This is a genomic window from Acidobacteriota bacterium (assembly GCA_016196065.1).
In the GTDB taxonomy this organism is placed as follows: Bacteria; Acidobacteriota; Terriglobia; order Terriglobales; family Acidobacteriaceae; genus Acidiflorens.
This window is the reverse complement of record JACPYL010000010.1, coordinates 510,621-523,625: the sequence shown is the minus strand read 5'-3', so window position 1 is coordinate 523,625 and position 13,005 is coordinate 510,621. Positions and strand designations below refer to the sequence as shown.

At 57.0% G+C, this 13,005-nt stretch carries 11 protein-coding genes; 6 read left to right on the top strand and 5 right to left on the bottom strand.

The window, feature by feature from the left end:
• Positions 1-6 precede the first annotated feature (6 nt).
• Positions 7-240, bottom strand: coding sequence for a hypothetical protein (locus HY010_05585; protein ID MBI3475182.1), 234 nt, complete (start codon positions 238-240; stop codon positions 7-9).
• Between the two features lie 189 nt (positions 241-429).
• Here HY010_05585 and HY010_05580 point away from each other — a divergent pair, with 189 nt between their 5' ends.
• Entirely contained in the window at positions 430-2,220 is a 1,791-nt protein-coding gene (locus HY010_05580) for a tetratricopeptide repeat protein (GenBank protein MBI3475181.1), read from the top strand.
• Between the two features lie 131 nt (positions 2,221-2,351).
• Here the strand turns inward: HY010_05580 and HY010_05575 are convergent, their stop codons facing one another.
• The gene (locus HY010_05575; GenBank protein ID MBI3475180.1) at positions 2,352-2,888 is read right to left on the bottom strand and encodes a DUF2911 domain-containing protein; all 537 of its coding nucleotides are present in this window, start codon (positions 2,886-2,888) and stop codon (positions 2,352-2,354) included.
• A gap of 128 nt (positions 2,889-3,016) precedes the next feature.
• Between HY010_05575 and HY010_05570 the strand changes: the two genes are divergently transcribed.
• On the top strand, positions 3,017-3,271 hold the full coding sequence (locus HY010_05570) for a hypothetical protein (protein ID MBI3475179.1): 255 nt from the start codon (positions 3,017-3,019) through the stop codon (positions 3,269-3,271).
• 81 nt (positions 3,272-3,352) lie between these two features.
• Positions 3,353-5,350, top strand: coding sequence for an alpha/beta fold hydrolase (locus tag HY010_05565; protein MBI3475178.1), 1,998 nt, complete (start codon positions 3,353-3,355; stop codon positions 5,348-5,350).
• Between the two features lie 282 nt (positions 5,351-5,632).
• Here HY010_05565 and HY010_05560 read toward each other — a convergent pair whose 3' ends face one another.
• Positions 5,633-6,835 (bottom strand): glycoside hydrolase family 27 protein, encoded by a 1,203-nt coding sequence (locus HY010_05560; protein ID MBI3475177.1) that lies wholly within the window; start codon positions 6,833-6,835, stop codon positions 5,633-5,635.
• A 189-nt stretch (positions 6,836-7,024) separates the two neighbouring features.
• Positions 7,025-8,821: an acyl-CoA dehydrogenase family protein gene (locus HY010_05555; protein ID MBI3475176.1), complete on the bottom strand. Its 1,797-nt coding sequence runs from the start codon at positions 8,819-8,821 to the stop codon at positions 7,025-7,027.
• Between the two features lie 114 nt (positions 8,822-8,935).
• Here HY010_05555 and HY010_05550 point away from each other — a divergent pair, with 114 nt between their 5' ends.
• A complete protein-coding gene (locus HY010_05550; protein MBI3475175.1) occupies positions 8,936-9,604 on the top strand; it encodes a DUF4230 domain-containing protein in 669 nt (222 codons plus the stop codon).
• 749 nt (positions 9,605-10,353) lie between these two features.
• Complete coding sequence (locus HY010_05545) at positions 10,354-10,566, top strand: hypothetical protein (protein ID MBI3475174.1); 213 nt, start codon at positions 10,354-10,356, stop codon at positions 10,564-10,566.
• 276 nt (positions 10,567-10,842) lie between these two features.
• On the opposite strand, the gene HY010_05540 is transcribed toward HY010_05545, so the two are convergent.
• Positions 10,843-12,021: an acetyl-CoA C-acyltransferase gene (locus HY010_05540; protein MBI3475173.1), complete on the bottom strand. Its 1,179-nt coding sequence runs from the start codon at positions 12,019-12,021 to the stop codon at positions 10,843-10,845.
• Between the two features lie 102 nt (positions 12,022-12,123).
• Here HY010_05540 and HY010_05535 point away from each other — a divergent pair, with 102 nt between their 5' ends.
• Positions 12,124-12,978, top strand: coding sequence for a c-type cytochrome (locus HY010_05535; GenBank protein ID MBI3475172.1), 855 nt, complete (start codon positions 12,124-12,126; stop codon positions 12,976-12,978).
• Positions 12,979-13,005 lie beyond the last annotated feature (27 nt).

Sequence of the window (13,005 nt, the reverse complement as noted above, 5' to 3'; positions counted from 1 at the left end):
CGATCTCTACAGGCTCTTGGCTTTCGGGTGGATGTAGTGATCCATCTCTCCGGTCCACTTCAGAAAACGCCATAGGCTTTGACGCTCGGTCCACAGAAATTCCCAAAATTCCAGGAAACCGATCTGTGTCATCTTCACCCCGGTAAAGGTCTCGATACGCCAGAGAAGGTAGGGGCTGCGCCAGGGGGCGATCCGGTGTCCGCGGGTCGAGTTCCAGAGGAAGCGCAGCATCTGTCGCATCGCTATTGAGTATAACGCTGGTGCAGGATGGTTGCGTCTGCACTGTCGTAACTCGATGCAACCGCAGAGTTATCGGTCTGTTCGCAAGACCGTGCTTAAATGTGTGGGGACCCTCCTCGCGCACTGATGGCACTTGAGCCCACATCGGCCAGCACGCTGTTTGCTTCTAGTTCGAGGCGCAATCTGATTTTGTGTCTGCTGCTTGTTACCTGCACGCTCGCCGTTTACAACGGCGTCACGCACAACGGATTCGTGAATTACGACGACGATGTATACGTCACCGCCAACCGGCATGTGCAGGCTGGACTGCGTCCGAGCACGGTGAGTTGGGCGTTCACAACATATGACGCCGCGAACTGGCATCCCCTGACATGGATTTCGCACGCTCTCGACTACCAGATTTTCAAATTGAATCCTGCTGGCCACCACTACGTGAGCGTTTTGGTGCATTGCGTCAACGTGGTGCTTTTGTTCCTGTTACTGGTGGACGCTACGAAACGAACCTGGCCTGCACTGGTTCTCGCTGCGATCTATGCGCTCCATCCCCTCAACGTGGAATCTGTCGCTTGGATTGCGGAGCGGAAGAATGTGCTGAGCATGATGTTCCTGCTGCTCGCTCTCTGGGCATATCAGCGTTATGCATTGAAGCCCGGAGTCGGTCGCTATGAAGGGGTGCTTTTCCTGTTTGCTTGCGGGTTGATGGCGAAACCGCAAGTCATTACGCTTCCCTTCCTGCTTTTGCTTTGGGACTATTGGCCTCTGGGGAGACTGCAATCTGCTTCGACCACGGCTGAAGCGGGAGATTATCCGAAACGCTCTGTAGGCTGGCTGGCTCTAGAAAAGATCCCACTCCTGGCTTTGTCGGCGGCCAGCGCGCTCGTGACCATCAGTGCACAACAGGCGGGCGGCGCGGTTCGTTCGGCATTTGAATATTCGCCTGCCGTCCGGATTGAAAATGCGATCGGCGCTTACTTCGACTACGTAGGACGAATGTTGTGGCCGATGCGCCTGGCTGCGATGTATCCGCACCCCGGAGATTCGTTGCTGGCGTGGCAAATCGCGGTCGCGACGATCTTCGTGGTTGCGGTCACCTTGTTCGTATTGCGATTCCGGCAGAAGCGTTACCTGGTCGTCAGTTGGCTGTGGTACATGGGGGCGCTGGTCCCGATGATCGGCCTGGTGCAGGTCGGACAGCAGGCTACTGCCGATCGCTATATGTACCTGCCTATGATCGGACTGCTTCTCATGCTGACCTGGGGGCTATCGGACTGGGCAAACAATCACCGACTGCGCATGGTTGGCGTCGGTGTCCTTGCCGTACTTGCCATGGCTGCACTGGGTGCAGTTACATACCGTCAAGTCGCATACTGGCACGATAGCGAAATGCTCTGGACGCATGCCGCCGCGGTGACAAAGAATAACTTCGTCGCGCATATCAATCTGGGCGAGACTTTCCTGAACCAGGAGCGGACCGAAGAAGCTGCGGGACATTTTCGCGCGGCGCTACAGATCCGGCCGAATGAAGCGGCAGCGCACTTGAATCTTGGTACATGCGAACGCCGTCAGAAAAATTTCCAGACCGCTCTGCAGGAAGATCAGGCAGTGCTACGACTCACGTCCGACAAAGGATTGCGCGCGTATGCGCTCGTCAATATGGGGAGTGATTACCGCTTGTTGAAGGATTATGACCGCGCGAAAGAAAGCTACGAAGCCGGGCTGCAGGTGGATCCGGAAGCGGCACGGGCCTTCGTCGGACTCGGCGTAATCGCCGAAAAGCGAGGCCAATTCGATGAGGCGGTCAGAGATTATTCGCGAGCGGTCGGACTCGAGCCAAGCGACGTCGGCTACTTGCTTCTCGCTCAGGCGCTGGAGAAAAGTGGCCTGACCACGGACTCGCGGACCGCGTTCGAATCGGGCCGTCGGATTTCGCCGGACTTCGAGCGGGCACAGGAAGTCGTCCGCGATCTGCTGGCCGAATAAAAATTCAAAAGCCTTAACCACTAAGGACACTAAGGCTCACCAAGGTAAGGCCGAAACCTCGCATCCTGATGATCCCGCCGCACCCGCGGTGGTTAAGGCTGATGATTGCCGATCCGGCTAAGCAAACGAGTTTACTTCTTCACGATGTCCACACTGGCTCGTGTATTTTCCCAGTCGGCATGCAGAGTGCATTTGTTGCCCGCCTGATCGAAGGCGATGGCGAAATTCTCCACTGGTCCGGAGGTTTTCGAAACCGTCATCGGCACGCGCGCGAAATCGTTTGCCTCGCCCGAATAATCGGTGCCCCATTCGCCGGTCGTCTTGCTGATCACCAAAGTCCATTTGCCGGTCTCGGGGACGGTGAAGATCGTATAGCTGCCGGCGGGGACATCAGTCCCACCAACGCTCACGTTGGTCGTCGTAACGAAGGTGGTCGCTTCATTAGCTCCGGTGCGCCAAATCTTTCCGTACGGAACTAGATCGCCGAAAATCTTGCGGCCCTTAACGCGCGGGCTGGAATAATCAATGGTGACTTTGCCGTCCGCCAACGTGCAGGACGCGCTGGCTGGTGGACTCGGCCGCTTGGTTTTGTCCTCAGCCATCATGGAGGCGGGAGCAAAGATTGCAGCGACGAACGACAAAAGAGCGAGAAGTGCTAACTTCTTCATGACATTCTCCTGGGTTGCATTTGGTAACTGGCATCGGTCAACGCGACCACCGCCAACTCGGACGACATTCCGCCGTCTACGCCAAACACTAACGCAAAATGGTGATAACAAGATTGTACAATCTTGCGATGACTGTTTTCGACGAGAAGCAGGAAGAGTTGGAACACTTCGAGACCCGTATGGGTATCCCGCGCGGAAGATTGGCCGTTACGATGGACCTGGTCACCGACGCGATGGCGTTGATCGGGCAGCACGGCGTCTATTGCCAGAGCCAGCGTTGGCCGGGCAAGCCTGTCATGGATATCCAACTGGTCATGAAGGGCCTGACAGATGCAAAAGAGCTGATCCAGAGCGTAATGGCAGAACTCGCGCCCAAAGCCTGATTCGGGCTGTATTCCTTTTTAGAACTGAGGTATGCTAAGTGCCCCGCCCGGAGCTGGACTCCGATCCCAGGAAGGTTTTTGATGCCGCGCATCCTGTTGCCTGCCGCAGTTCTGATTCTGTTGTGCGCTACCTGCCTTGCGTCGAAGCCGGTCCCACGTAAGAAGCCCGCAACTTCTCGTGTTGCCACCCGTCTCGCCGCGGACTTGCGGGTCGGGTCGCTGACTCTGCGCCCATGCCGCGACGCTCAGGCGTATTGCGGAACCATCAAGAGGGATCTCGATCCCAGCGGAACCGTAGTGGGGACGATCAGGATCGGATTCGAGTTCTATCCGCACACCGACCCTTCACAATCACCGCTGGAACCAATCGTGGCGGAGGAAGGCGGTCCGGGGTATGGCTCGACTGGATCGCGGGCGGGCTACCTGGATCTCTTCGCGCCGCTCCATGATCGTCGCGATATCTTGCTGGTCGATAATCGTGGGACGGGCAAGTCGCAGGCGCTGGATTGTCCACTGGCACAACGCGAGCCGAATCCGCAATTTGCCGGGATTCGATCGTGCGGGGCGCTGTTAGGCGACACTGCGTATCTGTATGGAAGCGGTCTGGCGGCAGACGATCTGGCCGCGGTACTTGATGCGCTCGATATTTCGATCATCAATCTTTACGGGGACTCTTACGGAACGTTCTTCAGCCAGACGTTTGCGGGACGGCATCCGGAACGGCTGCGATCGGTAATTCTCGACAGCGCCTATCCGCCGGTGGGACAGTCGCCTTGGTATCCCGAAATTGCCACGACCGCACACTTCGCCTTCAATGCCGCGTGCAAACGCTCGCCGACGTGCAGCAAGCTGCCCGGCACTTCCATGCAACGGATCGAACAACTGGCGGTCGCGTTGCGTGCTCATCCCTTCACGGGCTACGCGCATGACGGAGAAGGTGTGCTGAGAAAGACAGTGGCGAACGCCAGTACTCTGGACTACTTGACGGTTTCAAACGCGACCGTCTCTGTTGTGTACCGCGAACTGGATGCGGCGGCCCGAGCTTACTTGGACGATGGTAACTCGGCTCCGCTTCTACGTTTGCTGGCGGAGAACCGAATCGTCAGCCAGGGTGGCGGATCGACTCCGGCTGCCTACAGCCAGGGGCTTTTCATTTCGGTGAGTTGTTCGGACTATCCACAGATATATGACATGAATTTGCCGGTATCGCAGCGCAAGGTGCAGCGCGATCAAGTCGTCGCCGAAGAGAAGCAGAAGCACCCCAATCTGTATGAGCCGTTCACGATTGACGAATTTGCCAAGGTCACGCTCGACACCAGCGTGCTCGATTTGTGCCTGGTGTGGCCGGCTCCGATCGTGACTGCGTACCCTCCCGGACATCCCGTGCCTCCGCACGCGCAATTCACCAAGGCTCCAGTGCTTGTTCTTTCCGGCGACCTCGACTCGCTGACGCCAGCTCGAGAAGCTAAGCACTCCGCAGAGCTGTTTGAGAATGGGCGCCAGATCATCGTGCCCAATAGTTTTCATGTCACGGCCGTTGGGGACGAGGACAACTGCGCCTCCGGGATTGCGCAGCGCTTTGTGCGCGATCTTGATCCAGGCGATACATCGTGTACCGACCACATTGCCGAAGTGCATCTCGTTCCAAAATTCGTTGCGACGGCAGCGCAGGTAGAGGCGGCAATTCCGTCCGAGGGGAACCAAGGCACGGATGCCGACTTGCGGGTGGCCGCGGCGGCCGCATATACGCTGGGCGATGTGTTGGCGCGGTGGTGGGTCAACTACACCGGCAAAGGCGCCGGTCTCAATGGGGGGAGGTTCACCTATCATTCCCCAAGCAACCTCACACACTTTCAATTGGACAAGATGAAATGGGTTCAGGACGTTGATGTCTCAGGCGAGATGAAATGGGATTACGACTACCCCGGAGGCTCCATAGCTCACATCACCGTGGGCGGCACGGGAACCGATGCGGGCGAATTGGTGATTACGTGGAACAGCCGCGTCCCACAAGCCCAAGCGACAATTACAGGAACGATCGGCAGCCGTAAGATTGCGGCGACCATGTATGCACCCTAGTCTTCGCGGACTAGTCCTCCCGTAATCTGCTGCGCTGGAATCCAGAGACTACAATCCGTGGTATGGAGCGCAAGATCTTCAGGATGGTCGCGGCAGTGCTGGGTTTGGCCGCGGACTTCCTGTTACCGCTCTGGTGGGCCCTGGCCGCGACAATTCCTATCTTCTACGTTGCCTGGTGGGTGGCATACCGTAGCGATTGGTTCTAAGAATCCTCAACAAGCCCGGAGCGGCGCGATTGTGGAAAGAGACGAGGCAAGCCTCGTCTCTACGGACGCTATTTTCTTACGGCTTGATCGTGACCATGATTACGCCGTGCGAGGGAACGGTGGCTGCGAACTTCCCGGTTGCTTTACCGACGTCCTGATGCAGCCACAGATCGTGAACCGTTGCACTCAAATGCCCCGGATAGCCGATCTGTTCCCATGTGGCGGCAATTTCCTGCGGTGCGGATCCGCGGTTAAAGAGAATCACGGCGCGGCTGCCATCCTGGAGTTGTTTCGCCCACACTTCGCTGTCGCCCTTCTTCCACACGCGCCTTCCTTGACGGCCTAGCGCGTCCTGGTTGATGGCGATCACTTCCTTGTTTGTCAGAATGTCGTGGATTTCGGGACGCATGCTTCTCAAATCGTTTCCCGCGATCAGCGGAGCGGCAAGCAGCGACCAAAAGCTGAAGTGCGAACGATACTCGGTGTCAGTCATGCCCCCATTGCCGACTTCCAGCATGTCGGGATCGTTCCAGTGGCCGGGACCGGCATAGGAGTAGATGTCCGCCTCGGCGTCGATGATGTCGACCACGCCGAAGCTGCAGCAATCGCCGGGCGTCCATTCTATTTTTCCTGACCAGCGGTCCTGAATGTCACCGGTTGTGCGCCACAGATTGCCGCCGACTTCTGCGCCCCACAACCATGGCTTGGCTTTACCCCATTCGCAGATACTTAACACGATGGGGCGACCAGCGGTGTCGAGCGCGGCGCGGATGTTGGCATACGAAGCCTTGGCATCCTGCGTGGTGGTTTTGCACCAGTCGTATTTCAGATAATCGACCCCCCAGGCGGCATACTGCAGAGCATCCTGATATTCGTGGCCCAGGCCGCCGGGCCGTCCGGCGCAGGTCTCGGACCCGGCATCGGAATAGATTCCGAACTTCAAGCCGAGTGAATGCACGTAGTCGGCTAGAGCCTTGATCCCTGCGGGAAAGTGCTGCGGGTCGGCAACAATGTTTCCCGACGCATCGCGACGTACTTGCCAGCAATCGTCGATGACCACATATTGATAGCCGGCATCCTTCATGCCGGATTTCACCATCGCATCGGCCATCTGGCGGATCATTTCATCGCTGACGTTACATTGAAATTTATTCCAGCTGTTCCATCCCATGGGCGGGGTGAGCGCGAGTTTGGAGGAAACAGATTCCTGGCCAATCGCGGAAACTGCACAGATACCGATGAGGAGCGTTAACACAATCAGGATATTTCGTTTCGACATATTTTCTCCGGAAGGTCGCGCTGCTATTTGTACCAGAGGGAGCCGAGGGCGCAAAACGGTTTCGGATCATCGGGCGACACGTAGAGCGGCAAGTCCTGAAAATTCGCGAGGCAGCCGATCGCACACGACTGCGCCCCGGCTGACCCGCTCCACGAGCCTTCGAATCGGTGGGCTCAATCTCAATAAGGATTAGTTCAACCGGTATTTCCCTGCCTCGATGGTTTTCTGTGCGATCTGCTGACGCAGACCAATGGTATTAAACGGTTCGTGTTTGGCGAGTCTTCGCAGGATTGCTAGTTGCGTTCGCAACATATCGCCGTCCGCCACGTCGGCGATAACTTTTTTCGCGGCGGCTTCGATTTTCTCCAATGCCTGCGTGATATAAACGCGCGTCATTGCAAGCGGAAGCGCGGCTGCCGCTTCGCCTTTTTGTTCGATCAGTTTCTGGGTACGAAGTACGGCGGATTCCATCGCATAGATTTCGATGGTCATATCCGCAATCGCGCCCATTACTTCCTGCTGATCCTGAATGGCCTGCATATACTTCTGAGTTGCTGCACCGGCGACAAACAGGCCGAGTTTCTTGGCGTTCGCCACTTGTTTCCGTTCTTCCGCAAGAGGGCCTTCGATGTCTTCGCCAGCGGAGGGACCGCTGAGAACTTCGTCCATTAGTTTCTTGATCGCGGGCATGAGCGGCAACTGGCCAGTCATCGCGCGCTTGAGTAGAAATCCAGTAATGATCAGGCGGTTGATCTCGTTGGTGCCTTCGAAGATGCGGTTGATGCGGGCATCACGATAGGTCCGCTCCGCCGGATATTCTTCGACGAATCCATAGCCACCGTAGATCTGCATAGTCTCGTCCACTACGTAGTCGATCATCTCCGATCCCCATACCTTGAGGATCGAACATTCGACGGCGTATTCTTCGATGGCTTTGCGGGTTTCCTTAGCGACGTCGGGGCTGGCCTTGTCGACGCCTGCGAGAAGGTCATCCATCATGCCGACGGTGCGGAATACGAGCGACTCGCCGACGTAAATCAGCGTTGCCATGTTGGCAATCTTTTCGCGCACCAGCCCAAAATCAGCAATCACTTTTCCGAATGCCTTGCGCTGTTTCGCGTACGCCACGGCCTGTTCGAGCGAGACCCGCGCGCCACCCACCGACATGGCACCTAACTTGAAGCGTCCCACGTTCAGAATGTTGAAGGCGATGGTGGCGCCTTTGCCCGCTTCGCCCAGTAAGTTTTCAACCGGAACCTTGCAATCGTTCAGGATGAGCGGACAAGTGGACGATCCGCGAATGCCCATTTTGTGCTCTTCCGCGCCCACCGAGAAGCCCGGGAAATTGCGCTCGATCAGGAACGCCGAGAATTTTTCGCCATCGATCTTAGCGAACACGGTGAAGAGATCGGCGAAGCCAGCGTTGGTGATCCACATTTTTTCGCCATTCAGGATGTAGTGCTTGCCGTCAGGCGAAAGTTGGGCTCGAGTGCGGCAGTTGAGAGCGTCCGATCCGGACGAGGATTCGGAAAGCGCGTACGCGCCGACCATCTCGCCCGCTGCAAGTTTGGGAAGGTATTTCTTCTTTTGTTCTTCGGTCCCGAAGTAGACGATCGGCAAGAGGCCGATCCCGCTGTGCGCACCCCAGGTGGTGGCGAATCCGGCATATTTGGCGATGTTGTCGGCGATGATCGCGGCCGTGACTTTATCCATCTCCAGGCCGCCGTAGGCCTCAGGAATTTCAACCGCGCTGAGACCGAGGTCCCCGGCTTTTTTCAGCAGATCACGCGAGATTGCAAAGTCTTTGTGTTCAATTTTGTCAGCTTGCGGAAGAATCTCGTTAATGGCGAACTCTTCTGCTGTCTGTCCGATCAACTGGTGCTGTTCGGTAAAGTCTTCTGGAGTAAAAACGTCGGCAGTCTGCCGCTCTTCCAGCAGAAAGCTGCCCCCGAGGATCTTAGTTTTAAGAATCGCAGTAGTAGCCATGAATTGCCCTCCTGAGATGGGCGGGCGGCGAAGAACATCGCCGCGCGTCTTGCTTACGTGGACACTAAAAAGTGTATAAGGTGGGGATACAAATTTCTAGCTGAGGAAACCGTTATGGCGATCGAGCGTCCGCAAGGTGTGCATTCGCCGGAAGCAGCACGGAGGCCACGGTCTTTTACGGTTATGGCGCTGTCGTTTCTTGCCGGGGCACTGGTGGCCATTCTGGGCCTGTTCTTGATCGTACGCGCTTCGCAAGGGCTCGCTGGCACGGTCGGATCATGGCTGCAAAGAACCACGCACACCGACATGAGTCAGCCTACGGTAGTCGACCGTATTCAGAAACTGCAGAGGCTCGAAACCGTGGTTTATACCATGGACAAGATCGTCACCGGGGAAAAAGGGAGTGCGATCCTGCCCGATTTTCTTGCGGGAGATCGATTGCTGCTCATGGTCCACGGGGAAGTGATCGCAGGCATCGATTTTCAGATGCTCAAGGCCAGTGATGTTACGGTGAACGGCAAGAAAGTTCGCATGAAAATTCCGCAGGCGCAGGTACTGGTGACTCGTCTGGATAGTTCGAAGACTCGTGTTTACTCGCGCCAAACTGGGCTGCTCGTGCCTACCGATCCGAACCTGGAGTCGCAAGTGCGCGACGACGCCGAGCGCGAACTGCGGAGGTCAGCACTGGCGGATGGCATTCTGCAGAAGGCGCAGGAGAACGCGCGGGCTACGATGATGAGTTTGATACGCAGTATGGGGTTTGAGGAAGTCGAGTTCGAATGATCGGACTACGCTCCCGTCCATACAATTTCGTGTCACTTCTCACGAGTTTATCGTTCTACAGAGATGCAGGATCGGGCAGCGTACCCCGGCAGCTTGGTGGGGCTGCATTCAAGTACATTCGGTAACGTGATAAAGCGCTCTCATGCTTTTGTTGAAGGTCCCTGCACTGCAGAGTCGACGGATCGGGGGAACAAGCCATTCGCATCTGCGACTGAATTGCACGCAATTCCTGGGCAACGAGCGCAGCACTGTCGCAAGAGTCACTATGGGCCACGCACCGTATGCCATCCCAAATCGCTCCCCTCGGACAAAGCGAAGATGCCGGGTAGGGCGAGCATCTGCCGCTACCATAAGGCTCACCCGGTGGGCACGCGTTAGCCGCAACCGGATCCGGGACACATTTACCGTTGACGGAGTGTTGGCCCACACCACACACGGGACAGGTCTCACCGACCTTGCATCGTTTGGGAGGCGTGTACTTCTCAGTCGCACGGAGTTTGGGATCTACTGGCTTCTCCTTCCCATGATGTCTCAAGAAGGAAAAAAGGCCCTTTTTCTCGCGCTTGGTGTCGGCCTGACCTTCGATCCTGACACGGTCCGTTGTGCCCTTCTTGTCGATGGCAGGTTTATTGTCGGACACCTTCCGCTCGGGCCGCGACATGGTATCGGAGCGGGTTGACGAAGGCGAATGCCCCGATTCTGACGTCGTGTGGTTATCACGACCACCACGTTCACGTCCAGTTCGAGAGATGTCGGGACCAGAGTTGTCGCCTCGAGAGTGCGACGTCCCGCCTCCATCATTCGTGCTGCGACTGGTCGATCCACGAGAACTGGACGAAGAGGAGCTGTCGGAGCCGCGACTACTGGAAGAGCCAGATGACGAAGAGGAACTGGAGGATGAGCTGGCACTATGGTCCGAACTACTGTGCGAAGAACTGGAACTCCCCGAACTTCCGGAGTAACTTGGGGAGGGACTACTGGAGCTGCTGGTCGAACTCGATCCCGCGCTGGAACCGCTGGAACTCGAACTTCCGTTGCCCGGTTGATGCTGAGCCAGCAATTGTGAGGCGACAAAGAGAACAGGCACTATCGCAAGGTGGGATAAGCGCAAGAGGCACCTCCGGGACTTCGTGGGGCCGCCGTACTAACAAGCAGATTATACTCCCGGCGGGCACGGATCGCTGATGAGTTAGTAGGGCAGAGTTTCTTGCAACTACTGGCCCGACACCTTACGGCTCTTAGTTAAGATTCTCAAAAATTCCGGCTGCACCCATCCCGCCGCCCACGCACATAGAGACCAATCCGTAACGGACTTTCCGGCGTTTTAATTCGCGAATCACGCTGGCGGTAAGTTTTGCGCCGGTACATCCCAGCGGATGGCCCAGAGCGATCGCACCACCATTCGGATTCACGCGCTCGGGATCCAGCCCGCCTTCCTTGATAACGGCGAGCGACTGGGCGGCGAACGCTTCGTTTAATTCGATCACGTCAATGTCGGCGAGTTTCAACCCAGCCAACTTCAGGGCTTTTGGAATTGCGAAGACCGGGCCGAGTCCCATTTCTTCGGGCTTGTATCCGGCAGTCGCGAAGGAGGCGTAACGCACGAGTGGTGTGATGCCGAGGGCTTTCGCCCGGTCGGCGGACATGACGATCGCGGCGGCGGCGCCGTCTGACATCTGCGACGAATTTCCAGCGGTAGTAACGCCCTTCACATGGAACGCGGCCTTCAATGCGGCCAGTGCTTCGATGGAAGTATCGGCACGCGGACCTTCATCGACTTTGAATGCGATTTCCTGCTTTTTCGGTTTCGATCCGTTGGGAGTTGCAAAGCTAACCGGCACGGCCACCGTCTCGTCTTCGAATTTTCCGGCGGCGATCGCTGCGAGAGCTTTCTGATGGCTCCGGAAGGAGAATTCATCGCATTGGGCGCGCGTAATTCCGAAGCGAGTCGCCACGCGTTCCGCGGTGAGTCCCATGGAGAGATATGCGTCGGGATAATGGTCGACGAGCCAGGGATTCGGCGAAATTTTATTGCCGCCCATGGGGATCATTGACATGGACTCGGTGCCGCCCGCAATCATGACCTCAGCGCCGCCGGCCATGATCCGTTCGGCGGCCATCGCGATAGCCTGCAGTCCTGAAGAACAGAAACGGTTGATGGTCACGGCCGACACTTCCACCGGCAGTCCCGCACGCAATGACGCAATGCGGGCAACGTTCATTCCCTGCTCGGCCTCGGGCATTGCGCAGCCGAGGATGACGTCTTCTATTTCCTTGGGATCCAGTTGCGGCACGCGCGCCAATGCGCCCTGAATGGCGACGGCGGCCAGTTCATCGGGACGAGTCGAGCGCAATGTTCCCTTGAACGCGCGACCAACAGCGGTGCGGACGGATGAAACCAGGACGACTTCTCGCATAGGAGACTCCGCATCTATTGTAGCGCTGGGTTGGAGGACTGATGGGGGAACGTGTACCATTCCCATCCATCGGAAAGCTCAGATCGAAACGGGAGAGACTACGTGGCGAATGTGACTCAAAATCCTGCGAAGCGAGGGGCATGGTTCGCATTGTCCTTGATCATTGCGGTTGCTGTGCTTCTGATCTCACCCCTCGCAGGACAGAACGACGCGACGGCGAATCCAGTGGCGGCGAGTCCTGCAACCATTCAGGAGGGTGCTTCGCTGTTTCGCGCCAACTGCTCGCCTTGCCACGGGCCGAACGCCAAGGGCGGAGGTCGAGGCCCGGATCTGACTTCTGGGCGATGGGTTCACGGATCAAGCGACACGGAGATTTTTCACACGATCACGACGGGCGTGCCGGGAACCGAAATGCCCGCCAATGGGTTTGAAGATCTCGAAGTGTGGACCATCATCACCTACCTGCGATCGCTTGCACCGCCCAAATCATCCACCACAACTGGAGACAGACTCTTAGGCGAACAGCTTTTTGAGAAAAAGGGATGCTCGAATTGCCATATGGTGAAAGGCAAAGGCGGAGTACTTGGGCCCGACCTCTCGCGAGTGGGAGCAGGCCGATCCGCAGCTTACCTGGGCGAGTCAATTCGTCAACCTGACAAGGAATTGAGCGCCGCAATGATCGATCCAAACAGCCATTTTGGTCCGCCACTCGTATGGAATAGGGTGACGGTTGTTACCGCAACCGGAGAGAAGATCGTCGGGACGGCAAAGAACGAAGACACTTTTTCGATTCAGCTGATGGACCGGCGTCAGAACCTTCACCTGCTCTTGAAAAGGGATTTGAAGCAGATCACGCACGAACAGAAATCTCTGATGCCTGCATACCCGGAAGATGTACTGAGTGCAACGGAGTTGGACCACCTCGTGGCCTACCTGGAAAGCTTGCGGCAGGACTGAGCTTCAGCAGTACGTTCCGATACACAT

What these genes read in the sequence shown, in the direction of transcription:
- HY010_05560 (MBI3475177.1), bottom strand. Translation starts at nt 6,835, where the DNA reads ATGTCGAAACGAAATATCCTGATTGTGTTAACGCTCCTCATCGGTATC.
- HY010_05570 (MBI3475179.1), top strand. Translation starts at nt 3,017, where the DNA reads ATGACTGTTTTCGACGAGAAGCAGGAAGAGTTGGAACACTTCGAGACC.
- HY010_05575 (MBI3475180.1), bottom strand. Translation starts at nt 2,888, where the DNA reads ATGAAGAAGTTAGCACTTCTCGCTCTTTTGTCGTTCGTCGCTGCAATC.
- HY010_05585 (MBI3475182.1), bottom strand. Translation starts at nt 240, where the DNA reads ATGCGACAGATGCTGCGCTTCCTCTGGAACTCGACCCGCGGACACCGG.
- HY010_05545 (MBI3475174.1), top strand. Translation starts at nt 10,354, where the DNA reads ATGTCGGGACCAGAGTTGTCGCCTCGAGAGTGCGACGTCCCGCCTCCA.
- HY010_05540 (MBI3475173.1), bottom strand. Translation starts at nt 12,021, where the DNA reads ATGCGAGAAGTCGTCCTGGTTTCATCCGTCCGCACCGCTGTTGGTCGC.
- HY010_05555 (MBI3475176.1), bottom strand. Translation starts at nt 8,821, where the DNA reads ATGGCTACTACTGCGATTCTTAAAACTAAGATCCTCGGGGGCAGCTTT.
- HY010_05550 (MBI3475175.1), top strand. Translation starts at nt 8,936, where the DNA reads ATGGCGATCGAGCGTCCGCAAGGTGTGCATTCGCCGGAAGCAGCACGG.
- HY010_05565 (MBI3475178.1), top strand. Translation starts at nt 3,353, where the DNA reads ATGCCGCGCATCCTGTTGCCTGCCGCAGTTCTGATTCTGTTGTGCGCT.